Here is a 20,897-nt window from a genome sequence, read left to right as displayed (position 1 = left end):
AAACATGCTGGACACTTTACTAATAAATATCGGTCAATTACTAACAATGGATCAAGAAGATGGCTTGTTAAGACGGGAAGCGATGAACACGCTTCCTGTTATCGAAAACGGTGCGGTTGGAATTGAAAATGGTGTAATTACTTTCGTTGGAACAGCGGAAGAAGCGAAAGGATTACAAGCGAGAGAAGTTATTGATTGCGGCGGGAAAATGGTTTCTCCTGGTCTTGTTGACCCGCATACTCATCTTGTATTTGGTGGATCTCGTGAAAATGAAATCGCACTAAAACTACAAGGAGTTCCGTACTTAGAAATTTTAGAACAAGGCGGAGGCATACTTTCAACTGTAAATGCAACGAAACAGGCGTCGAAAGAAGAACTTGTTCAAAAAGCGAAATTCCATTTAGACCGTATGCTATCTTTCGGAGTTACTACTGTAGAAGCGAAGAGTGGTTACGGATTAGATGATGAGACGGAATGGAAACAATTAGAGGCAACAGCACAATTACAAAAAGAGCATCCGATCGATTTAGTTTCAACATTTTTAGGTGCTCATGCAGTTCCGAAAGAGTATAAAGGTAGATCGAAAGAATTTTTACAATGGATGTTAGACCTACTACCAGAAATGAAAGAGAAGCAATTAGCGGAGTTCGTTGATATTTTCTGTGAAACAGGTGTGTTCTCTGTAGAAGAATCAAAAGAATTTTTATTAAAAGCGAAAGAGCTTGGCTTTGATGTGAAAATTCATGCAGATGAAATCGACCCTCTTGGTGGTGCGGAAGCAGCGGCAGAAATCGGTGCAGCATCAGCGGACCATTTAGTTGGTGCTTCTGATAAAGGAATTGAAATGCTTGCAAATTCTAATACAGTAGCAACTTTATTACCAGGAACAACTTTCTATTTAAATAAAGAAAGCTTTGCTCGTGGACGTAAAATGATTGATGAAGGTGTTGCAGTTGCGTTAGCTACAGACTTTAACCCAGGTAGCTGTCCAACTGAAAATATTCAGCTTATTATGAGCATTGCGATGCTAAAATTGAAAATGACACCAGAAGAAGTTTGGAATGCCGTAACGGTTAACTCATCATATGCCATTAACCGTGGTGATGTAGCTGGGAAAATTAGAGTTGGTCGTAAGGCAGATTTAGTTTTATGGGATGCTTACAATTATGCTTACGTACCGTATCATTACGGCGTAAGTCATGTGAATACAGTATGGAAGAATGGTAATATTGCATATACAAGAGGTGAACAATCGTGGAGCACGGCCACTATTTAAAGAAAAATGCAAAGTTTATTGATCGTGAAGTGACGAAATGGAGTGAGATGATTAAAGATTGGGAGGAAGGTGTGGAAATATTCGGTGCTGCCTTAATTGGAGCACCCCTTTCTAAACCGTCTATTAGTCATTCAGGAGCGAGTTTTGCGCCAAAAACAATTCGTGCGATGTTAGATGCATATAGCACATATGCAATTACAGAAGAACACGATATGAAAGAAAGTGTCTTATATGATTGCGGCGATATTACGATGCATGTGACGGATATAAAAGAAAGTCATAAACGAATTGCGAAAACAGTTGGGCATGTAACGAAAGTAAACCCGAACATGATACCAATCGTTCTTGGCGGTGACCACTCGATTAGTTTTCCGAGTATAACAGGTTTTGCAAACAGTAAAGGAAAGGTCGGAATTATTCAATTTGATGCTCATCATGATTTACGTAATTTAGATGATGGAGGCCCGTCAAATGGTACACCATTCCGTAGTTTACTAGAAAATGATGTCATTGCAGGGAAACAACTTGTTCAAATTGGAATTCGTAATTTTTCTAATGCACGTGCGTACCATGAATATGCAATAGAGCATGGTGTAACAGTGTATACAATGAAAGACGTACGAGAGCGAGAAATAAAAGATATTATCACGGAAAGTATTGAAGTATTAAGAAATCAAGGTGTGACTTCTATTTATATTTCTCTTGATATGGATGTGCTAGACCAAGCGTTTGCACCAGGTTGTCCAGCAATTGGGCCTGGTGGAATGGATAGTACGACTTTACTAGATGCGATTGAATTCCTTGGTAAAGAACCGCTCGTTCAAGGGATGGATATAGTAGAGATTGATCCAACTCTTGATTTCAGAGATATGACGAGTAGAGTAGCAGCGCAAGTGATTATGAGTTTTCTTTTAGCGAGGGAAACGGTTAGTAAGCAAGTTAGTATATAGACGGAAAAGTAGATCTTTATTTATGCCTTAACAAAAACACATCACTACTTAAATGTAGTGATGTGTTTTTGTATTAAAAGAGAATGAATGTGTGTGGAACCGTTAATGGAATTGCGATTTTTATAGTTTATTGTGTAAATTTAATTTCTTGCTTCTGAAGTGTTGACGTGTAAAATAATTTTATGATAAAATAAAAATTTTGCTAAAAAACTAAAAGTATGTTAAGCTTGAGAAGGTTACCATATATGGAGGTGGATTATTTGTTTCAAATTGGCGATAACATTGTTTATCCAATGCAGGGAGCAGGTATAATTAAAGCCATAGAAGAGAAGGAAATCTCAGGAGAAAAACAACAGTATTATGTTATAAAAATGTCGGCTAGTAATATGGAACTAATGATTCCAGCAGGGAGAATATTGAATTCGAATATACGTCCAGTTACGGATATAACCGCATTAGCACACATAATGGATATTTTTCAACATGGGGAATCAGATAGATTACTTACGTGGAAACAAAGGTATAAATTGAACACTGATAAAATAAAGACGGGTAAAATGCAAGAAGGTGCTGAAGTTGTGCGTGATTTAATGCGTATACAGAAAGAAAAAGCACTTAATGCAAGCGAAAAGAAGATGTTAGATAACGCATATGAATTTTTGATTAGTGAACTGGGATTAATTGAAGGTATCACAGAAAATCAGATAAAAAGCTTTTGTTAAGGTTCATTACAAATAATGTATTATATCCCAAAAAAGATCTTGAATTTTTTGGGAACATAATTATAGAAAATTTATCATTTCAAAGACATTCAACTCTTTCAAACCACTTTTAGAGCATTACCTCTATTGTTATTACTACAATCAAATCCATTTTTATTTTTTAATTTCATTTATGAATGTTCGAAGTTTAATTGAATACTTCGATAAAATAGTTACTTGATTTTTGCAATCCTGATTCACACTGGCACGGACGAGGAGCCGTAAGGATGAAAGAGAGGTAGGGCTTTCATTGTTTTAGGTATATAAGTTATTATTTTTAGAAGAATACTGAACCATTTTCACTTCTATTGATAAGGTGTTTTTTTATTAAAGAGATAAACGAATTGACAGCCATATATGTTCAACAAAAAAGGTTTCCTCCTAAGGAAACCTTTTTAATATTATTTATAGTATTTTATTTTTTGAGTATTCGGATTTTTCATTGTAAAGTCGTAAAAATTGACGTTACTATCTAAAAGTAAGTATGATGCGATTATAGTAAGATTTTTTAGGGGGAAGAAAAATGACAAGTTCAAGTAATAAAGCAGCGAGTATTTATGAAGGAACAAATGTAAATGCTGGGGGATTTTTTGAAAACGTTGAAGAAACAAAGTTGTTTGATCCAATTCAAGTTGGAGCTTGGTCTCTTCGTAATCGTATAGCGATGGCACCGATGACAAGATGCTTTGCAGATAATGAGACTGGAGTAGTTGGTGCGGATGTAGTGGAGTACTACAGAAAACGTGCTGCGGATGGAATTGGACTAATTATTACAGAAGGAATTGTCATTAGTCCGAGAGCAAAAGGAAACCCAGGAGTACCAGGTATTTATACACAAGAGCAAATCGATTCTTGGAAACCTGTTACAGAGGCGGTACATAAAGAAGGCGGGACGATTATTGCTCAAATATGGCATGTTGGGCGTATGAGTCATCATGAAATAATTGGTGGTCAAATGCCACAAGCACCGTCGGCTATCGCTGCAGAGGGAAATGTTCCACGCTTTCGTAAACCGTTTGATACGCCAGAAGCAATGACGTTAGAAGAAATACAAGAAGTGATCGGGCAATACGCACAAGCTGCGAAAAATGCGATCGAAGCTGGATTTGATGGAGTAGAAATTCACGGTGCACACGGATATTTAATCGACCAATTTACGTATGAGTTTGCGAATAAGCGAACAGATAAATATGGCGGTGATTTAAAACAAAGGTTAACGTTTATGAAAGAAGTAACGGCGGCTGTAATAGAAGCTGTTGGAGCTAATAAAACACTTCTTCGTTTCTCTGCTTTCAAAGGTGATAATCCTACTTATATGTGGGAAAACCCTGAGTTTGCAATTGAAACGTTCATAAATATGTTTAAAGAGGTTGGGTTAACGATGATCCATCCTTCAACGATGAATTATACCCAAGAGATTGCTGACGGAAAGAATTTTCATCAACTAGTAAGAAAATATTGGGATGGTACGATTGTTGGGGTTGGTAATTTAAATCCGAAAGAGGCCGAAGAAGCGTTGCAAGAAGGAACGATTGATGTAGCGGCATTCGGAAGACCGTTAATTGCTAATCCAGACTTTGTTCATCGAATTAAACACGCTGAAAGTTTAATTGAATATGACGCGAAAGAGCATCTTGCTACGTTAGTATGAATAAAGATAAAAGGAGAGCACATCTAGTGTTCTCCTTTTATTATGGAATTTCATAGGGGGAAGCGGGATGAGTGAAACGCTACTCGTTATTATTAGTATATTACTATTTTTAATGTTGCTTTTAATCGTCTTTTTTATCATTACATTTTTTATAAAAAAACGAACACACCATTCTATTTTAAAATTGCATCCGTACTTAGGAAGAATGCGCTACTTACTGGAAAAGATAGGGCCTGAATTTCGACAATATTGGTTTGATCATGATACGGATGGAAAGCCTTTCTCACGTTATGATTTTCAAAGTGTTATGTTTTTAGCGAAATATCGCTCTGAAATACTTGGTTTTGGATCAAAACGAGATTTTGAAGCTTCTGGATATTATATTGCTAATACATTATTTCCGATATTAACTGAGGAATTAAGTGTGAATCTCACGCAAGAGCGGGAAGGTAAAAAGTACGTGATTCATAAAGAAGGATTATTTTCAAGAAGAGAAAAATTGACAGCGGATACAACGAATCTTTGGCTGTACGAAGAAGATGATGCAATTATAGTCGGTGAAAACCGTAAATATCCGTGGAAACTACATGGCATGTTTGGAGCATCTGCGACTTCTTACGGCGCGATTGGAGAAAATTATATTTTAGCGAGTGGTTTTGGAGCGGAAATGGCAGGCGGATCGTGGATTAATACTGGTGAAGGTGGCGTTATTCCAGAACATTTACATACAGGAGCGAATATCGTTGCGCAAATTGGTCCAGGGTTATTTGGATACCGTGATGAGGACGGTAATTTTTCAATGGGAAAATTCATGGAGAAAGCGAAAGAAAGTAATATTAGAGCATTCGAATTGAAATTTGGGCAAGGTGCTAAAATACGTGGTGGTCATCTAGAGGGACAAAAAGTAAATGAGAAAATTGCTTTTGTTCGCAACGTCCGAAAGGGAGAGACGATTAATTCACCGAATCGATTTTCATTTTTAAAGAATGCAGTGGATACACTTTGTTTTATTCAACAGTTGCAAGAAAGCGGCGGTAAACCAGTTGGAATGAAAATTGTAATTGGTCAGCAGGAGCCTTTGGAAGATTTAATAAAAACAATGAAAGAACTAAACATTTACCCGGATTTTATTACAATAGACGGTTCAGAAGGCGGATCAGGGGCAACGTATAAATCGATGGCAGATTGTATGGGACTGCCACTTATTCCAGCATTACTTACATTTATCGATACAGCAAATTATTATGGTGTCCGTAACAAGTTTAAAGTATTTGCATCGGGTAAATTAATCACACCAGATAAAGTGGCGATTGCTTTAGCAATTGGAGCGGATGCTGTAAGTTCAGCCCGCGGATTTATGATGGCAAGCGGCTGTATTATGGCCCTTCAATGTAATTCTGGCCAATGTCCATCTGGTGTAGCCACGACGAATCCACATTATCAAAAAGCGTTAGATCCGTATGAGAAGAAGTGGCGAGTCATGAATTATATTATTAGTATGAGATATAGTTTATTTTCATTAGCAGCGGCAGCGGGAGTGAAGAGCCCGCGCCATTTAACTAGAGAGCATATTGTGTTTAAAGACGAGGTGGGGAGAGTAGTTCCTCTTTCGGAATTGTTTCCTATAGTAAATCAAGCCTAAAAGTATATTTGATATGTAAGATTTTTTAAAGGAATAATCATATTTTTGGAAAAATTAGAAGTATAATAGGGAAGTATTTTTAAAAATGACTATTTTTAGGGAGAGATTCACTTGCAGCAAGGTTCTTACAGTATTACAATTTTTTTACTCGTCATAGGGCTCGTTATATTTAGACGCATGCGCTCTATGAATCGACCAATTAATAATAAAGGAAGACGACTACTATTGCCATTATTTTTCTTATTACCAGGTTTTTCTTTATATGCTGCACCGATACAACTTGCTGATTGGCAAATTGGTATAGCTGCTGGGATCGGACTGTTATTGTCAATTCCACTTATTATTTTAAGTGGGTATGAAGTCAGAGAAGATGGTCAAATTTATGCAAAAAAAAGTATCGCTTTTATTGCTACATTTTTAGTTATCGTTCTTTTACGTGCTTATTTTAGAAGACATTTACAAGGTTTAGATCCAAAGTCAATCGGCATTCTTTTCTATACTCTTGCGGTTTGTTATATAGTACCTTGGCGTATTGGATGCTATATGAAATTTCGTAAAGTATATGTAGAGAAAGCGAAAATTGAGACGTCAATAAGCTAAAAGTCATACATTTGTATGGCTTTTTCTTTTAAAATTTATCGGGTAAACGAATGAAAATAAGGTGTGAAAAAACACTGTTTAATTTTCTGAATATTATTACTTTAATTTCTTGAAAAATCATTGTAATCCACTGGGATAAAGGCGTTTATAAAGGTTTTCACATGTAATGAAAAGTGCTCGTTCACTTGAAAGAACAAAAAATGTTTGTTAAGGTAGGGAACCATAAGCGAAAACAAGAAAATAGAAAAAGTCATTTTTCGAAATTTTGAATGGCTTATGGAATAAGGGAGAGATTTGGTGAAGATTGAAATTATGGTTTCGCTTGCTATTTATATGGCAGGTATGTTGTATATCGGATATTGGTCTTATAAGAAGACATCCGATTTATCAGATTATATGTTAGGTGGAAGGGGACTCGGTCCAGCAGTTACAGCTTTATCAGCTGGTGCTTCTGACATGAGTGGTTGGATGCTAATGGGATTACCTGGTGCGATGTATGCAACAGGATTATCAAGTGTATGGATTGCGATAGGTTTATTAATAGGTGCTTATGCAAACTATTTAATCATTGCCCCACGTTTACGAACGTATACAGAAGTGGCAAATGATTCAATTACGATTCCAGACTTTTTAGAGAATCGGTTTAAAGATCGTACGAAAATACTTCGTTTTGTCTCCGCTATCGTCATTTTAGTATTTTTCACATTTTATGCGTCGGCTGGTTTAGTTTCGGGTGGACGTTTGTTTGAAAATTCTTTTAACCTTGATTATAAAATTGGTTTATTTGTAACAGTGGGTGTCGTTGTTGCGTATACACTATTTGGTGGCTTTCTAGCCGTAAGTTGGACGGACTTTGTGCAAGGTTGTATTATGTTTATTGCGCTTGTACTAGTGCCAATTGTTGCCTTTACGGATGTCGGTGGTATAACAGAAACATTTAATACCATTAAGCAAGTCGATGCATCGCATTTAGATATGTTTAAAGGAACCACAATACTTGGTATTATTTCATTTTTAGCATGGGGCCTTGGATATTTTGGTCAACCACATATTATTGTCCGCTTTATGGCAATTACCTCTATTAAAGATTTAAAAACTTCTCGTAGAATCGGTATCGGTTGGATGACGATTTCAATTATAGGTGCAATGCTTACTGGTCTAATTGGTATCGCCTATTATGCTAAAAATAATACGACATTACAAGACCCAGAAATGGTCTTTGTAACATTCTCAAATATTTTATTCCATCCGTATATTACAGGATTTTTATTATCAGCTATTTTGGCTTCGATTATGAGTAGTATTTCCTCACAATTACTTGTTATTTCAAGTGCAGTAACGGAAGACTTTTATAAAACATTTTTCCGTCGTAACGCAAGTGACAAAGAACTTGTATTTATCGGTAGATTATCAGTATTAGTAGTAGCTATGATCGCAGTTGTTTTAGCGTATCATCCAAGTGATACAATTTTAACACTTGTCGGTTATGCTTGGGCTGGATTTGGTTCAGCATTCGGACCAGCCATTTTATTAAGTTTATATTGGAAAAGGACGAACAAGTGGGGTGTTCTTGCAGGTATGATTGTTGGTGCAGTAGTTGTTATAGCATGGGTACAAATTCCAAGTTTAAAAGCAATTATGTATGAAATGGTACCGGGATTCTTCTGTAGTTTATTAACTGTTATCGTTGTAAGTTTATTAACGAAAGAACCCGTTAAGGCAGTTCATCGTGAATTTAATGAGATGGAAGCAGTACTGGAAGAAGAAACGAAATAATTAGTGGAGAGAGTAAACGAAACTGGCGTTTACTCTCTTTTTATTTAAAATGAAAATAAGGAACTTGTTGACAACTAAAAGTAAGTAACTTATAATAAATTTGAGTACAAAGTAATTTGTGCTTTGAATAAAGATTTCAAATGGAGTAAATATTTTTTGGGAATTATCTCGAATTTGAGATAATTTGATAAGCTGGAAATTAATTTGTAATTTTATAATCAATATCTCGAATTCGAGATAAAATTATCATGACGGATTTTACTATGCAGTATGGACAAAATGAATAATGAGTTTTAATGTATAAAAATTTTTATAAAGGACTAAAAAGGAGTGAACGAAATGGAAAAGAAAACAATGGGAATCCATCACATTACAGCGATTGTAGGGCATCCACAAGAAAATGTAGACTTTTATGCTGGTGTATTAGGGTTACGTTTAGTGAAACAAACAGTGAATTTTGATGATCCAGGTACGTACCATCTTTATTTTGGAAATGAAGGAGGAAAGCCTGGAACAATTATTACGTTTTTCCCATGGGCAGGTGCTCGTCAAGGTATTATTGGGGACGGTCAAGTAGGAATTACGTCTTACGTTGTACCAAAAGGTGCAATGGAGTTTTGGGAAAATAGATTAGAAAAATTCGATGTTTCGTATACAAAAATGACTCGTTTTGGAGAGCAGTATTTAGAATTTGATGATCCGCATGGTTTGCATATAGAATTAGTTGAAAGAGAAGCAGGCGAATTAAACAATTGGAGTTTTGGAGAAGTTACACCAGAAGTAGCAATTAAAGGGTTTGGAGGTGCTGTTCTTTTATCTGCACAGCCTCAAAAAACAGCTGAATTGTTAGAACATATTATGGGTCTTGAGAAAATTGGAGAAGAGGGCGAATTTGTTCGATTCCGTTCTTCTGCTGACATTGGAAATATTATTGATTTGAAATTATCAACAATCGGTCGTGGCCAAATGGGCGTTGGCACAGTTCATCATATTGCCTGGAGAGCGAGTGATGACGCTGATCAGCTAGACTGGAAAGAGCATGTGTCGCGTTTTGGATATCACGTAACTCCTGTACAAGATCGAAATTATTTTAACGCGATTTATTTTAGAGAACATGGTGAAATCTTATTTGAAATTGCAACAGATCCTCCTGGTTTCGCTCATGATGAATCGTTAGAGACGATGGGGGAGGAATTAAAGTTACCGGAACAATATGAACAACATAGAAAACAGATTGAACAAACGCTTTTACCATTTGAAGTGAGAAATTTAGATTAAAGTGATTGAAGGGGGAACAGGATTATGATGAAACATGTTTTTCAAAAAGGAAAAGATACGTCAAAACCAGTGTTGTTATTACTTCATGGCACAGGTGGTAATGAATTAGATTTACTACCACTTGCAGAAATAGTTGATCCGGAAGCGTCGGTATTAAGCGTTAGGGGAAATGTGTTAGAGAATGGGATGCCGCGTTTTTTCCGCCGATTAGCAGAGGGCATTTTTGATGAAGAGGATTTAATTTTCCGTACGAAGGAATTAAATGAATTTTTAGATGAAGCGGCTAAAGAATATAAATTCGATAGAAATAACATTGTAGCTATCGGTTATTCGAATGGGGCAAATATCGCAGCAAGCTTATTATTTCATTACGAAAATGCATTGAAAGGTGCTGTGCTTCATCACCCAATGGTACCAAGAAGAGGAATGCAATTAGCAAATTTAGCAGGGAAATCTGTGTTTATTGCTGCTGGGACAAATGACCCAATTTGTTCATCAGCAGAGTCAGAGGAATTGAAGGTACTATTAGAAAATGCAAATGCGAATGTAACAATGCATTGGGAAAATCGAGGGCATCAATTAACGATGGGTGAAGTAGAAAAAGCAAAAGAGTGGTATGACAAAGCATTTTAAAAAAGAAGCATCTGCTAACGATTAGCAGATGCTTCTTTTTTATTTAAGACTGGATTGCAAGATGAGATGAAGAAAGTGGTAGCTCAATATCAACAATTGTACCTTTATTTAATTCGCTTGAAATGTGTAATTTACCATGATGTTCTTCAATTATTTTGTAACACATCATTAATCCTAGTCCTGTGCCTTTTTCTTTTAAACTATAAAAAGGTTCGCCTAGACGGGAGATACGATCTTCTGGAATGCCACAACCTTCATCGATAATTCGTATTAAGATGAAATTATCCTTTGATGGTTTTGTTTGGATGAAAATATTTCCGCCATTTGGCATCGCTTCTATCGCATTTTTTAATATGTTTATAAACACTTGTTTTAATTGGTTACCGTCACATTGAATATCATATACGTAATCAAAATGATCCATGATGATATGAACGCTATGCATAATTGCAGTCGGTAAAATAAATGTAACTACCTCTTCAATTAAAGTTTGTATGTTACAAGTTTGGATAGATAATACTTGTGGCTTAGACATCGCCATAAATTGGCTCGTGATGGATTCCATTTGTGAAATCTCACTTAACATAACATCGATATACCATTTTTGCTCCTCATTTATTTCAGGGAGGAGCAACGTTAGAAAACCTTTTAGAGAAGTGAGTGGATTTCGAATTTCATGGGCAATTCCAGCTGTCAGTTGTCCGACTACTGCGAGCTTCTCAGATTTTCGTAATAACTTTTCAGTTTCTTTTAGCTCAGTAACATCTCTTCCCATCACAATAAGACCTTTGCGAGAACCGTCAGGATGATAAAGCGGGACTTTTGATATACTTAAGATTAGATCGAAATCATCTCTATGTATAATAAATTCCTCGCCATGAAGAATTTGTCTTTGTTGCCATGCTAGTTCATCAATTTCTTCACAATGTAAAAAAGCTTCTCGGTATGCTTCATTATATTGAATGAGTTCGCTATCTTTTTTTCCATGGTAAGGTACATGATGGAAATTGAAGCAAGAAAGTGCGTAGTCATTTGCCTCAAGCCAGCGCCCTTCATGATCTTTAAATATAACAAAGGCAGGCATGGAGTTTACTAATGTACGTAATCTCTTCTCACTTTCTTTTAGCATATTCTCAATTCTTTCTGATTTTTCAAGCGGCTTCATAATAGCGTATACGCCAGTAAGACGATTTTGAACAAAAATAGGAACTAGTTTTGTCACAACATCTAATAAGAATCCATTTTTATGATAAATAGATAAGATATACTCTTGTTGATTATCCGCTTCAGTATTCTTTATATTTTGTAATACTTGCTCAGAAATATGGGCTTCTAAAATAGAGGTAATATTTTTCTGTTCTAATTCTAAAGAAGTGTAACCTAATATTCTTTCGGCAGAAGGATTTATATGTAGAATAACTCCTTCTAAATTCAATGAAATAATACTATCAGGATTGTGTTCGAACAGAGATGCGTACATTTCTGTTAATGAACGATCTTGTATATGGTTTCGCAAACGTCTAGAAATGTTCGGATGACGTTTTTTTTGAGTTGGTGAATATTTTTTACGACTCATAATAGTTCCTCCGTACAAATAGCATCTAAAAAGATTTGTCTATTCATAACTATAATATAGATGTGATGTGTATTTCTATAAAAAATGGAAGTTATAGAATAAATTTTGTTTTTTTATTTTTTGCAAAGTGAATGCAGGATGGTAATAAGGGGAGCTTATATTGTTTTATAAACCTTTTGTAAGTTACAGACGGCTGTTTTCCGTATAACATTAGGGTAGAGGAGGGAGAGAAAATGAAAAATTATATTCAAGGGATTGATCACGTGCAAGTAGCTGCACCTGTAGGGTGTGAAGAAGAGGCGCGTGATTTTTATGGGAATACGATTGGTATGGAAGAAATTCCAAAACCAGAAGAGTTGAAAAAACGAGGTGGATGTTGGTTTAAATGCGGAAAGCAAGAAATCCATATTGGTGTCGAGCGGAACTTTACACCAGCTAAAAAGGCTCATCCAGCTTTTTATGTGAATGAAATTAATGAATTTAAGCAAACACTTATAGAGCAAGGTGTTAAAGTGATTGATGATTATGCACGGCCAGATGTAATTCGATTTTACGTATCAGACCCGTTTGGAAACAGAATTGAATTTATGCAAAATAAAGACTAGGTGGATTCCCATCTAGTCTTTAACTTCTTCTGAAAAGTCCTAACACTTCTACAGTTTCTGTAATATTAACAAATGCATTCGGGTCGATTTCAGAAATTGTTAGTTTCATACTTGCTAATTCTTCACGAGAAACGACCGTCATAAGTACACGCTTTTTCTCGCTTGAATAAGCACCTTCGCCATCAAGTAACGTTATTCCACGTACAACAGTTGAAAGAAGTTGTTTTTTCATTTTTTCTGCTTCATTTGTTACAATCATAAGTGTAACTTTACGATGTTTTGTATGAACAGCATCAATTACTTTACCAGTTACATAAATTGAAAGTAAGCTTGTAAGTGCAACATCCCAAGTGAAGAAGAATCCTGCGATTATTACAACGACTGCATTTAAAATAATAAGGAATCCGCCAAGTTTAATGTCTCGCTTGCGGGATAAAAGCATACCGATAATATCAAATCCACCAGTGGATCCATTACAGTTAAAAACAAGACCAATACCAGCTCCGGCGATGACACCCCCGAAGATAGAAGATAACAATGGATCTGTTGCTACGACTTTTACTGGAACGTAGTATAATGCAACAGATAATACAACTACAGAGACAACTGTGTTAAAAATTACTTTTTTTCCAAGGCCTATGTACCCTAAAATAAGGATAGGTAAGTTTAATACAAAGTTAATAATGCCTGTGTTTACAGGGGTTACAATCCCTAAAATAATAGCAATTCCGCCAATTCCACTACTTAAAATTTTGTGGGGGATAAGGAAAAGATTAAAGGCAACCGCAATAATAATAGAACCGATAATAACACCAAGGAATCTGACCATTTCTTTCCCGTCCTTCACTGAAAAATTCATATTATTTCAAGATTATATATGATATTGAAAGTTTTGGGTAAAAACAGTTTATTTTGGTAAATTAGATTAATCGAAAGAATTTGAGTATTTTATCATTTGAAAGGGGATACAGTTGTGAAGATAAAAACATATCAACAGAAAAGCCCGTTGAAGCAAGAATGTGAGGATTCTTATTTTTGTAATAAAGATAAAAAGATTTATGGTGTATGTGACGGTGCAACACCACTTGTCCCGTTTCGTGATGAAAATGGACATAATGGAGCATACATCGCTTCGCATTTATTTGCAAATTATTTTACTGCATTACGAGAGAATCATAGTTTACAATTTGCAGTTGCCAAAGCAAATGAAGCATTACAAAGCAAAATGTTAGAATATGAAGTAGACACGAGAAAAAAAGAGCATTTGTGGTGCACATGTATCGCGGCAGTTCAAATAGTTGGTGAGAAAATTGAATATGCGCAGCTTGGGGACTGTATGATTGTCGCAACTTTTCAAAATGGAACGATGCAAGTATTAACGAAAGACACAGTTGAAGGAATTAGTAAACGAGCAAAAAGGAAGAGGGAAGAAGATCGTAAGAAAGGTTTATCTGTGCCGGAAGAACCTGTTTTTCAAGATGTTCGAGAACAATTAAAGTACAATCGTTATCTTGCAAATATGCCAAATGGTTACTCAGTTGCAAATGGAATGAAAGAAGCGATACATTATTTACAACATGGTGAATTACATACAGATGAAGTGAGTGGAATTTTTATTTGTTCAGACGGGTTATTTCACCCAGATTGGTCATTAGAACAAACTGTTGCATATATAAGAAAGAATAGTATAAATGAATATGTAGCAATCATTGAAGAGCTAGAAGCGGAAAAGAGAATAAGGCCAGATGATAAAACGATTATTATGATTGATTTTTAAGAGGAGGCAGTTCAAATGGAAATTAAATATGTCAATCTAACATTTCAAGATGAATTAGTTCCTTTAGAAAAAGTAAATCAACTGATTATCCACCATACAGCTGAAGATGGATGGGACGTGTATAAAACGCATGAATTTCATCAAACTGTAAGAGGGTGGAGCGGGATTGGTTACAACTATTTTATCGAAAAGGACGGAACTGTAGTGGAAGGGCGAGGTTTACATATTGGAGCGCACGCGAAAGACCATAACCGCCATACAATTGGAATATGTATGACGGGAAATTTCGATAAATACGATCCAACTTCTGCACAAGTGAATGCATTATATTCTTTATGTAAAATGTTTATGAAGCAATTTGCTATAAAGAAAGAAAATATACTAGGTCATAGGGAGTTAGAAGGAGTTACAAAAAGCTGTCCTGGTAATCGTTTTTCTATGGTAGAGTTAAGGAAGATATTATCTTAAATATAGAGGAGTAACAACGATGATGAATATAAAAATACCAAATGATAAAAAAGAAGAACTTGTAGCGCAAATTCAGCAATTTTTCGTTGAAGAAGATTTAGATGAAATTGGACGTTTCCAAGCAGAGCGTTTAATAGAAGAAATGGTTAAATTAGTTGGACCATTTGCATACAATCAAGCAATTGGAGATGCAAGAAAGCTTGTAAGTGAGAAATTAACGAATATCGAAGAAGATTTATACGTGCTAGAGAAGAATGAAGGAAAATAAAAAAAGAGCCGATGGGCTCTTTTTTATTTTTCTTTCTTATGTTCTTTATATTCATGTACTTTTTCCTTCGCATTACCAACTGTATCTTTAGCAGTGCCTTTCACCTTATCCCATTTTCCTTCAGCTTGTAATTTCTTATTGTCAGTTACTTTCCCAACAACTTCTTTTACTTCACCTTTTACCTTATCAATGGCACCTTCTACTTTTTCTTTTAAACCATGATCATGTTTAGTCATACATTTCTCCTCCTTGTAGTTTGATTAGAATTCTCTTTTCATATTGCAAGTTGAATGATGTATCTAGTAATATCGTAACAAATCTAGTTTGAATATTCAAATGATTAATAGGGTAGAAAAGGATTTGTCATAAAATGTTTAAAAATGTAACGGAAGGAGAAATAAAGTAAATTATATGTCTTTTGCGGTCCATATTGATTTTGTATAAGCAATTTTCATGTGGGCACGTTCCATGTTATTTTGACTGCCGCTACCGAACCTTGCTTGTCCAACTATTAAATTACAATTGAATTCAATAGCTGTTTCAATTCGCTTTTGAATTAATGCAGTATGACAGCCTTTACGCTGAAATTCTGGCAAAGTAGCAGAAGCAGCTAATGAAGCAATCCCATTATTTATGTACAGGACACCAATGCCTGCAGGAGTATTTTGAACTTCGGCTATGAAAAAATGCCATCCTGGTTTATCGTAAAGAATTTCGTTATTTTGGCGCACTCCATCTTTTGTAAAGGATGGCATATTAAATCCACGTACATATATGTCTGCCAAAATATGAAATTCATTTTCTTTCAGTTGGCGTACTGAAATGTTAGCAGGAAGCAGGGATGGATCTACTCTCGGTATACTATATAAAGCGGTATGGAAGCTGGATTGGTAAAATCCTTTTTGAGACAAGTATTGAAATAATTCAGCTGTCCCTTGAGCTGGTGTAATTTCAAAACGACAAGGGATTTGTAGTGATTCATAATAAGAAATGATTGCATCAATCGCATCTGCATTTGTAATACCTTTTACCGTATTAAAAGCAGGACCAGCAATTATTTTTGATGAAAAGGCAATGGCACTACCGAATTTTTTCATTTGCACTTGCATTGGGTTTCCGCTTATTGTTTGTAGTCTCTCTAATCTAGAAGAGAGCATATCAATTTCTGCATTTTCAATTTCTGTTGCTATATCGATTGTCATAACAGTAGTCATAAAATTCCTCCATTAATAAATATATTTCATGGTATATATACGATTTTTGTTTTGAGATTCCTGTTGAAATGTGAGAGAATAAGAGGTTTTTTGGAAGGGAAATGGAAGTGAACTGTCGAAGGGAGTGGAAACAGATTAAAGGTGGTGCTCTCATGAAACAAAAAACCGTGCAGACATGCTCTAATTGTGGTTCTCAAAATATAGGAGAAGGTGAGTTTGTCGGATATGCACAAATACGGAAAAAGGAAACGATGTTCACATCTTCACCGGTGGATGCTTATATTTGTACAGATTGTGGGAATATCCTTCTATTAAAAGTACGACATTATGAAAAGTTTAAGCAGAAGCCGTTATGATCATTGAGAAATGGTCATATCCAACGTTGTATACGAAACGACTTATGTTAAGGAAAATGAATATGAGTGATAGTTTACATATATATGAGTATGCTACAGATAAAGAGATGACAACTTTTACTGTATGGGATGCTCATCAATCGTTATGTGACACATATAACTATGTAGAAGAAATTGTGGGGCAATATAATGAAGGGCAAGTAGCACCTCTTGGAATTGTATTAAAAGAGGAGAAGAAACTTATAGGCACGTGTGGATTTATAAAATATGATTTGGTCACACATACAGCAGAAATTGCATACGCCTTATCTCGAAAATATTGGGGAAGAGGATTAGCTACGGAGGCTGCATTAGCTTTTTTCTACTATGGTTTTCATGAGTTGCATCTTAATAGTATTGAAGCGGGATGTGATTCAGAAAATGAAGCATCTGAAAAATTAATGAAACGTTTGAATATGGAGTACAAATATACAATTCAGAAGGATATGTTTATTAAAGGTAAGAATCGCGATACAAAAAGATATTGTATATCTAGAGAAGGATATATGAATCAATGAAATATCTTACATTGAAAACTCCTTTAAATGAATCAAGGAGTTTTTTTATTTTGATAACAACAATTGGGCTATTAGGAAGCGCTATTTTTATTAACGTTCTAAGTATAGAAAAAAAACGCTATATAACACAATCGCAACCGTAAGTTGACAAAGTGCAACCGCAGGAAGATAGAGGTAAGAGCAATGTTTACATACAATTTAGGTAAGAAAACGAAGGGGGACACACATATGGGATTTGGTGAGAAGCTTTTTAAATTAAGAAAAGAAAAGGGTCTTTCTCAAGAAGCATTAGCCGAGAAATTAAACACAACAAGGCAAGCGGTTAGTAAATGGGAAAACGGTCAAGGTTTTCCTGAAACTGAAAAGTTAATAATGATTGGAAATGTATTTGAAGTATCACTTGACTATTTATTAAAAGAAACTGCTGAGCAAAGTAACGAAAAGGAAAATGGTTATTATGTAAGTAAGGAAATGGCAGAAGGGTATGTAGTGTATGGACAAAAAATTTCTAAATATATTGCGTTAGGATTTAGCTTGCTTATTTTATCTACAATACCGTACTTATTATTTAAAGAAAATGCAACAATGTCTACATTCCTTGTCATTATCATTGCAGTTCTTGGGATCGGAGCAATGATGGCACCTGTAACGATAGAAGAGAGTCGATACAATGTATTGAAAAAGGAAGAACTACTATTTGATCAAAACTTTCTAAAAGAATTGACCAAAAGATATGCGACTATTAAGAAGAAGTATGCGGCAGTAGTGATCGTTGGATTTTGTTTTATAGCAGCAGGCGCGATACCGTTTTTGTTTGAGAAAAAACGAATTACTTCAGGAGAACTCGTACAGTATTATCCTTATTGTGTTGTACTTATTGCTATCGGAGTTTATCTTTTTGTTCGTGTGTTAGGGGTGTTAGAGACGTATCGGATTTTAGTAGAAAATAAGGAATACAGTAATCGTTTTATTTTTAAATTGAAAAAGAAAGTAAGGAAAAAGGTAGATAGTTTATAAAAAATAAAAAACATGTTTCGAATCAATGTATTCAAAACATGTTTTTTATCGTTCTGAATTATTTCCAAAGAAATAATTCAGAAAATACAGAAAAATATCGTAATCATTTGTAGAAGTCTGTTATAATAAACGGAAAATGAAAACGTTTTAAAGGGGGACATAACCAATATGATGATGAATGTACCGCTAACAATTAGTTCTATGATGGAAAGAGCAGAGAAACTGTTTTCGAAGAAAGAAATTGTTTCACGGACGCATGATACAGTTACAACGTTAACGTATAAGCAGTTAGGGGAAAGGACGAGAAGACTCTCCAGTGCGTTGAAAAAGCTTGGAATTAAAGAAGGTGAACGTGTAGGAACATTAGCGTGGAACCATCATCGGCATGTGGAAGCGTATTTTGCTATTCCAGGTATTGCTTCTGTTTTGCACACAATTAACATTCGTTTATCTCCTCAACATATTTCATATATTATTCAGCACGCAGAAGACCGAATTCTACTTATAGATGAAGATCTCGTACCGCTTGTTGAAAATATTCAATCACAATTATCAACTGTACAAGCTTACATTATTATGACTGATAAAGATGAACTCCCAAACACTACGCTGAAGCCTGTATATCATTATGAAAAGCTATTAGAAGAAGGCGATCCAAATTTCCAATTTGTAAAAGATATTGATGAAAATACACCAGCTGGTATGTGTTATACGTCAGCGACTACAGGAAATCCGAAAGGTGTTGTATATACGCATCGTAGTACTGTATTACACTGCATGGCACTCGGTTTAGCGGATACAGCTGCTTTATCGGAAAGTGATGCTGCAATGGCGATTGTACCGATGTTCCATGTGAACGCTTGGGGACTTCCTTTCGCTGCTACTTGGTTTGGGTCAAAACAAGTTCTTCCAGGACCGATGTTTACTCCGAAAATTTTATTAGAGATGATTCAATCAGAAAAAGTGACGTTAGCTGCGGGTGTGCCGACAATTTGGCTCGGCGTATTACAAGAGTTAGAAAATAATAGTTACGATTTATCTAGTATGACGAGAATACTATGCGGAGGTGCAGCGGCGCCGAAAAGTGTTATTAAAGCATTTGAACAGAAACATAATGTTCCGTTCATACATGCATATGGTATGACTGAAACGAGTCCACTCGTAACACTTGCGCGTTTAAAAAGTTATGAAACGGAAGTATCGTATGAAGAGCAACTAGAAATTCGCTCTAAACAAGGATATCTTGTACCTGGTGTCGAGATGAAAGTAGTCGGTACAAATGGTGACGTGAAGTGGGATGGTACTGAGATGGGAGAATTATGTTTACGAGCACCTTGGATCGCTGAAAGCTATTATAACGATGATCGTACTGTCGAAGGTTTTCGCGATGGATGGTTATATACTGGTGATGTTGTCACAGTGGATGAGGAAGGTTGCGTGAAAATTGTTGACCGTACGAAGGATGTTATTAAAAGCGGGGGAGAATGGATTTCTTCGGTCGATCTTGAAAATGCTTTAATGGCACATGATGCTATATTTGAAGCGGCTGTCGTTGCAGTTCCTCACCCTCAGTGGCAAGAGCGACCAATTGCCTGCGTTGTTCAAAAGAAAAATAGTACGGTTACAAAAGAAGAAATATATGAGTTTTTAAAACCACAGTTTGCGAAGTGGTGGTTGCCAGACGATATTGTCTTTATGGAAGAAATACCGAAAACATCTGTTGGGAAGTTTTTAAAACAGGCGCTTCGGAAAGAACTGGAGCATTTGCATAGAGAGAAATAAGTGAACTTCTATTTGTAAACTCTAATACATTAACGGTTGACAAAAGAGGGGTGGAAAGATAATATAATTTTTGTGATATGTTATCTAAAAATAATTTTAAGTTTACAAATAGGAGAAGCAAATATGAATACAAAAAATTTAGTTTTCGTCGCTTTATTTAGTTCTATTATGGGAGTGTTAGGGTTAATACCTCCGATTGCTCTTTCTATTACACCAGTTCCAATTACATTGCAATCACTCGGTGTTATGCTTGCGGGTGGGTTGTTAGGATCACGTCTAGGTGCGTTAAGTCAGCTTATTTTCTTACTTATTGTAGGAGTTGGAGCACCATTGCTTGCTGGTGGACGTGGTGGCCTTGGTGTATTTGTTGGACCAAGTGCAGGATATTTACTTGGTTACATCATTGGGGCGTTTGTTATTGGTTATTTAATTGAGCGTTTACGTGAAGTTTCTATTATAAAAGTATTATGTATTAATATAATCGGTGGTATTTTCGTAGTTTATGTATTTGGTATTACTGTACAAGCACTTTTAATGGATGTTTCTGTATGGGAGACAATGAAAGTGAGTGCTGTGTTTTTACCAGGGGATTGTATAAAAGCAATTATTGCGGCAGTTCTCGTAACGAAATTACATCGTTCATTGAAACATATTATTACGCCCGCTTTAAAGAATGGGAAATATACAAATGCAGGATAAGAAAGAGAAGA

22 protein-coding genes are annotated in these 20,897 nt (G+C 35.6%); 18 read left to right on the top strand and 4 right to left on the bottom strand.

Features of this window, described 5'->3' with window-relative positions; all coding sequences use genetic code 11:
• The first annotated feature begins 4 nt into the window (after window positions 1-4).
• The 9 genes from hutI to GBN91_RS13310 all read left to right on the top strand — a co-directional run bounded on the left by hutI (window position 5) and on the right by GBN91_RS13310 (window position 10,567).
• Window positions 5-1,276 carry an imidazolonepropionase gene (hutI, locus tag GBN91_RS13350; RefSeq protein WP_000887540.1) on the top strand — a complete coding sequence of 424 codons (1,272 nt, stop codon included), beginning with the start codon at window positions 5-7 and terminating at the stop codon, window positions 1,274-1,276.
• Complete coding sequence (hutG, locus tag GBN91_RS13345) at window positions 1,255-2,226, top strand: formimidoylglutamase (RefSeq protein ID WP_000399826.1); 972 nt, start codon at window positions 1,255-1,257, stop codon at window positions 2,224-2,226. Before hutI ends, hutG begins: the two co-directional genes overlap by 22 nt.
• Before the next feature lie 260 nt (window positions 2,227-2,486).
• A complete protein-coding gene (locus GBN91_RS13340) occupies window positions 2,487-2,948 on the top strand; it encodes a CarD family transcriptional regulator (RefSeq protein ID WP_170317877.1) in 462 nt (153 codons plus the stop codon).
• A 562-nt stretch (window positions 2,949-3,510) separates the two neighbouring features.
• Window positions 3,511-4,638, top strand: a complete 1,128-nt coding sequence (locus GBN91_RS13335) for an alkene reductase (protein ID WP_113303967.1) — start codon at window positions 3,511-3,513, stop codon at window positions 4,636-4,638.
• Between the two features lie 67 nt (window positions 4,639-4,705).
• Entirely contained in the window at window positions 4,706-6,280 is a 1,575-nt protein-coding gene (locus GBN91_RS13330; RefSeq protein ID WP_113303968.1) for an FMN-binding glutamate synthase family protein, read from the top strand.
• A 111-nt stretch (window positions 6,281-6,391) separates the two neighbouring features.
• Window positions 6,392-6,880 (top strand): cytochrome c biogenesis protein CcdC, encoded by a 489-nt coding sequence (locus GBN91_RS13325; RefSeq protein WP_043936438.1) that lies wholly within the window; start codon window positions 6,392-6,394, stop codon window positions 6,878-6,880.
• Between the two features lie 297 nt (window positions 6,881-7,177).
• Window positions 7,178-8,656, top strand: a complete 1,479-nt coding sequence (gene putP, locus GBN91_RS13320) for a sodium/proline symporter PutP (RefSeq protein ID WP_113303969.1) — start codon at window positions 7,178-7,180, stop codon at window positions 8,654-8,656.
• 339 nt (window positions 8,657-8,995) lie between these two features.
• A complete protein-coding gene (locus GBN91_RS13315) occupies window positions 8,996-9,934 on the top strand; it encodes a ring-cleaving dioxygenase (protein ID WP_113303970.1) in 939 nt (312 codons plus the stop codon).
• A gap of 24 nt (window positions 9,935-9,958) precedes the next feature.
• Window positions 9,959-10,567, top strand: a complete 609-nt coding sequence (locus GBN91_RS13310) for an alpha/beta hydrolase (RefSeq protein ID WP_000975488.1) — start codon at window positions 9,959-9,961, stop codon at window positions 10,565-10,567.
• Window positions 10,568-10,610: 43 nt separating this feature from the next.
• Here the strand turns inward: GBN91_RS13310 and GBN91_RS13305 are convergent, their stop codons facing one another.
• Window positions 10,611-12,143 carry a BA3702 family sensor histidine kinase gene (locus tag GBN91_RS13305; RefSeq protein ID WP_113303608.1) on the bottom strand — a complete coding sequence of 511 codons (1,533 nt, stop codon included), beginning with the start codon at window positions 12,141-12,143 and terminating at the stop codon, window positions 10,611-10,613.
• 233 nt (window positions 12,144-12,376) lie between these two features.
• Between GBN91_RS13305 and GBN91_RS13295 the strand changes: the two genes are divergently transcribed.
• Window positions 12,377-12,748 carry a VOC family protein gene (locus tag GBN91_RS13295; protein ID WP_113303607.1) on the top strand — a complete coding sequence of 124 codons (372 nt, stop codon included), beginning with the start codon at window positions 12,377-12,379 and terminating at the stop codon, window positions 12,746-12,748.
• 19 nt (window positions 12,749-12,767) lie between these two features.
• Here GBN91_RS13295 and GBN91_RS13290 read toward each other — a convergent pair whose 3' ends face one another.
• Window positions 12,768-13,577, bottom strand: coding sequence for a YitT family protein (locus GBN91_RS13290; protein ID WP_000251344.1), 810 nt, complete (start codon window positions 13,575-13,577; stop codon window positions 12,768-12,770).
• A 126-nt stretch (window positions 13,578-13,703) separates the two neighbouring features.
• On the opposite strand from GBN91_RS13290, the gene GBN91_RS13285 reads away from it, so the two are divergent.
• From GBN91_RS13285 to GBN91_RS13275, 3 genes are read left to right on the top strand one after another with little or no spacing between them, the layout of a single operon-like run.
• Window positions 13,704-14,525 carry a protein phosphatase 2C domain-containing protein gene (locus tag GBN91_RS13285; RefSeq protein ID WP_002062026.1) on the top strand — a complete coding sequence of 274 codons (822 nt, stop codon included), beginning with the start codon at window positions 13,704-13,706 and terminating at the stop codon, window positions 14,523-14,525.
• 15 nt (window positions 14,526-14,540) lie between these two features.
• Window positions 14,541-14,993: a peptidoglycan recognition protein family protein gene (locus GBN91_RS13280; RefSeq protein ID WP_098280106.1), complete on the top strand. Its 453-nt coding sequence runs from the start codon at window positions 14,541-14,543 to the stop codon at window positions 14,991-14,993.
• A gap of 19 nt (window positions 14,994-15,012) precedes the next feature.
• Window positions 15,013-15,261 carry a DUF2164 domain-containing protein gene (locus GBN91_RS13275; protein WP_000981075.1) on the top strand — a complete coding sequence of 83 codons (249 nt, stop codon included), beginning with the start codon at window positions 15,013-15,015 and terminating at the stop codon, window positions 15,259-15,261.
• Window positions 15,262-15,284: 23 nt separating this feature from the next.
• Here the strand turns inward: GBN91_RS13275 and GBN91_RS13270 are convergent, their stop codons facing one another.
• Together GBN91_RS13270 and GBN91_RS13265 are read right to left on the bottom strand one after the other, a co-directional pair.
• A complete protein-coding gene (locus GBN91_RS13270) occupies window positions 15,285-15,497 on the bottom strand; it encodes a CsbD family protein (RefSeq protein WP_113303606.1) in 213 nt (70 codons plus the stop codon).
• Window positions 15,498-15,668: 171 nt separating this feature from the next.
• The gene (locus GBN91_RS13265) at window positions 15,669-16,475 is read right to left on the bottom strand and encodes a GNAT family N-acetyltransferase (protein WP_113303605.1); all 807 of its coding nucleotides are present in this window, start codon (window positions 16,473-16,475) and stop codon (window positions 15,669-15,671) included.
• 152 nt (window positions 16,476-16,627) lie between these two features.
• Between GBN91_RS13265 and GBN91_RS13260 the strand changes: the two genes are divergently transcribed.
• The 5 genes from GBN91_RS13260 to GBN91_RS13240 all read left to right on the top strand — a co-directional run bounded on the left by GBN91_RS13260 (window position 16,628) and on the right by GBN91_RS13240 (window position 20,886).
• Window positions 16,628-16,831, top strand: a complete 204-nt coding sequence (locus GBN91_RS13260) for a hypothetical protein (protein WP_000810948.1) — start codon at window positions 16,628-16,630, stop codon at window positions 16,829-16,831.
• Window positions 16,828-17,388, top strand: a complete 561-nt coding sequence (locus GBN91_RS13255) for a GNAT family N-acetyltransferase (RefSeq protein ID WP_113303604.1) — start codon at window positions 16,828-16,830, stop codon at window positions 17,386-17,388. Before GBN91_RS13260 ends, GBN91_RS13255 begins: the two co-directional genes overlap by 4 nt.
• A 228-nt stretch (window positions 17,389-17,616) precedes the next feature.
• Window positions 17,617-18,405, top strand: a complete 789-nt coding sequence (locus GBN91_RS13250) for a helix-turn-helix domain-containing protein (protein ID WP_321160749.1) — start codon at window positions 17,617-17,619, stop codon at window positions 18,403-18,405.
• A gap of 168 nt (window positions 18,406-18,573) precedes the next feature.
• Entirely contained in the window at window positions 18,574-20,187 is a 1,614-nt protein-coding gene (locus GBN91_RS13245; RefSeq protein WP_000980205.1) for a long-chain fatty acid--CoA ligase, read from the top strand.
• Window positions 20,188-20,310: 123 nt separating this feature from the next.
• Window positions 20,311-20,886, top strand: coding sequence for a biotin transporter BioY (locus GBN91_RS13240; RefSeq protein ID WP_113303602.1), 576 nt, complete (start codon window positions 20,311-20,313; stop codon window positions 20,884-20,886).
• The last annotated feature ends 11 nt before the right edge of the window (window positions 20,887-20,897 follow it).

Origin of the sequence: Bacillus sp. B1-WWTP-T-0.5-Post-4 (assembly GCF_009183795.1) — a bacterium.
GTDB classification, from domain to species: Bacteria; Bacillota; Bacilli; order Bacillales; family Bacillaceae_G; genus Bacillus_A; species Bacillus_A cereus.
The sequence above is the reverse complement of the archived record's forward strand: the minus strand, read 5'-3'. Positions and strand labels throughout refer to the sequence as shown.

Coding starts and splice junctions, on each gene's coding strand:
- hutI (WP_000887540.1), top strand. CDS start 5: ATGCTGGACACTTTACTAATAAATATCGGTCAATTACTAACAATGGAT.
- GBN91_RS13335 (WP_113303967.1), top strand. CDS start 3,511: ATGACAAGTTCAAGTAATAAAGCAGCGAGTATTTATGAAGGAACAAAT.
- GBN91_RS13330 (WP_113303968.1), top strand. CDS start 4,706: ATGAGTGAAACGCTACTCGTTATTATTAGTATATTACTATTTTTAATG.
- GBN91_RS13315 (WP_113303970.1), top strand. CDS start 8,996: ATGGAAAAGAAAACAATGGGAATCCATCACATTACAGCGATTGTAGGG.
- GBN91_RS13310 (WP_000975488.1), top strand. CDS start 9,959: ATGATGAAACATGTTTTTCAAAAAGGAAAAGATACGTCAAAACCAGTG.
- GBN91_RS13305 (WP_113303608.1), bottom strand. CDS start 12,143: ATGAGTCGTAAAAAATATTCACCAACTCAAAAAAAACGTCATCCGAAC.
- GBN91_RS13295 (WP_113303607.1), top strand. CDS start 12,377: ATGAAAAATTATATTCAAGGGATTGATCACGTGCAAGTAGCTGCACCT.
- GBN91_RS13290 (WP_000251344.1), bottom strand. CDS start 13,577: ATGGTCAGATTCCTTGGTGTTATTATCGGTTCTATTATTATTGCGGTT.
- GBN91_RS13280 (WP_098280106.1), top strand. CDS start 14,541: ATGGAAATTAAATATGTCAATCTAACATTTCAAGATGAATTAGTTCCT.
- GBN91_RS13275 (WP_000981075.1), top strand. CDS start 15,013: ATGATGAATATAAAAATACCAAATGATAAAAAAGAAGAACTTGTAGCG.
- GBN91_RS13270 (WP_113303606.1), bottom strand. CDS start 15,497: ATGACTAAACATGATCATGGTTTAAAAGAAAAAGTAGAAGGTGCCATT.
- GBN91_RS13265 (WP_113303605.1), bottom strand. CDS start 16,475: ATGACTACTGTTATGACAATCGATATAGCAACAGAAATTGAAAATGCA.
- GBN91_RS13260 (WP_000810948.1), top strand. CDS start 16,628: ATGAAACAAAAAACCGTGCAGACATGCTCTAATTGTGGTTCTCAAAAT.
- GBN91_RS13255 (WP_113303604.1), top strand. CDS start 16,828: ATGATCATTGAGAAATGGTCATATCCAACGTTGTATACGAAACGACTT.
- GBN91_RS13250 (WP_321160749.1), top strand. CDS start 17,617: ATGGGATTTGGTGAGAAGCTTTTTAAATTAAGAAAAGAAAAGGGTCTT.
- GBN91_RS13245 (WP_000980205.1), top strand. CDS start 18,574: ATGATGATGAATGTACCGCTAACAATTAGTTCTATGATGGAAAGAGCA.
- GBN91_RS13240 (WP_113303602.1), top strand. CDS start 20,311: ATGAATACAAAAAATTTAGTTTTCGTCGCTTTATTTAGTTCTATTATG.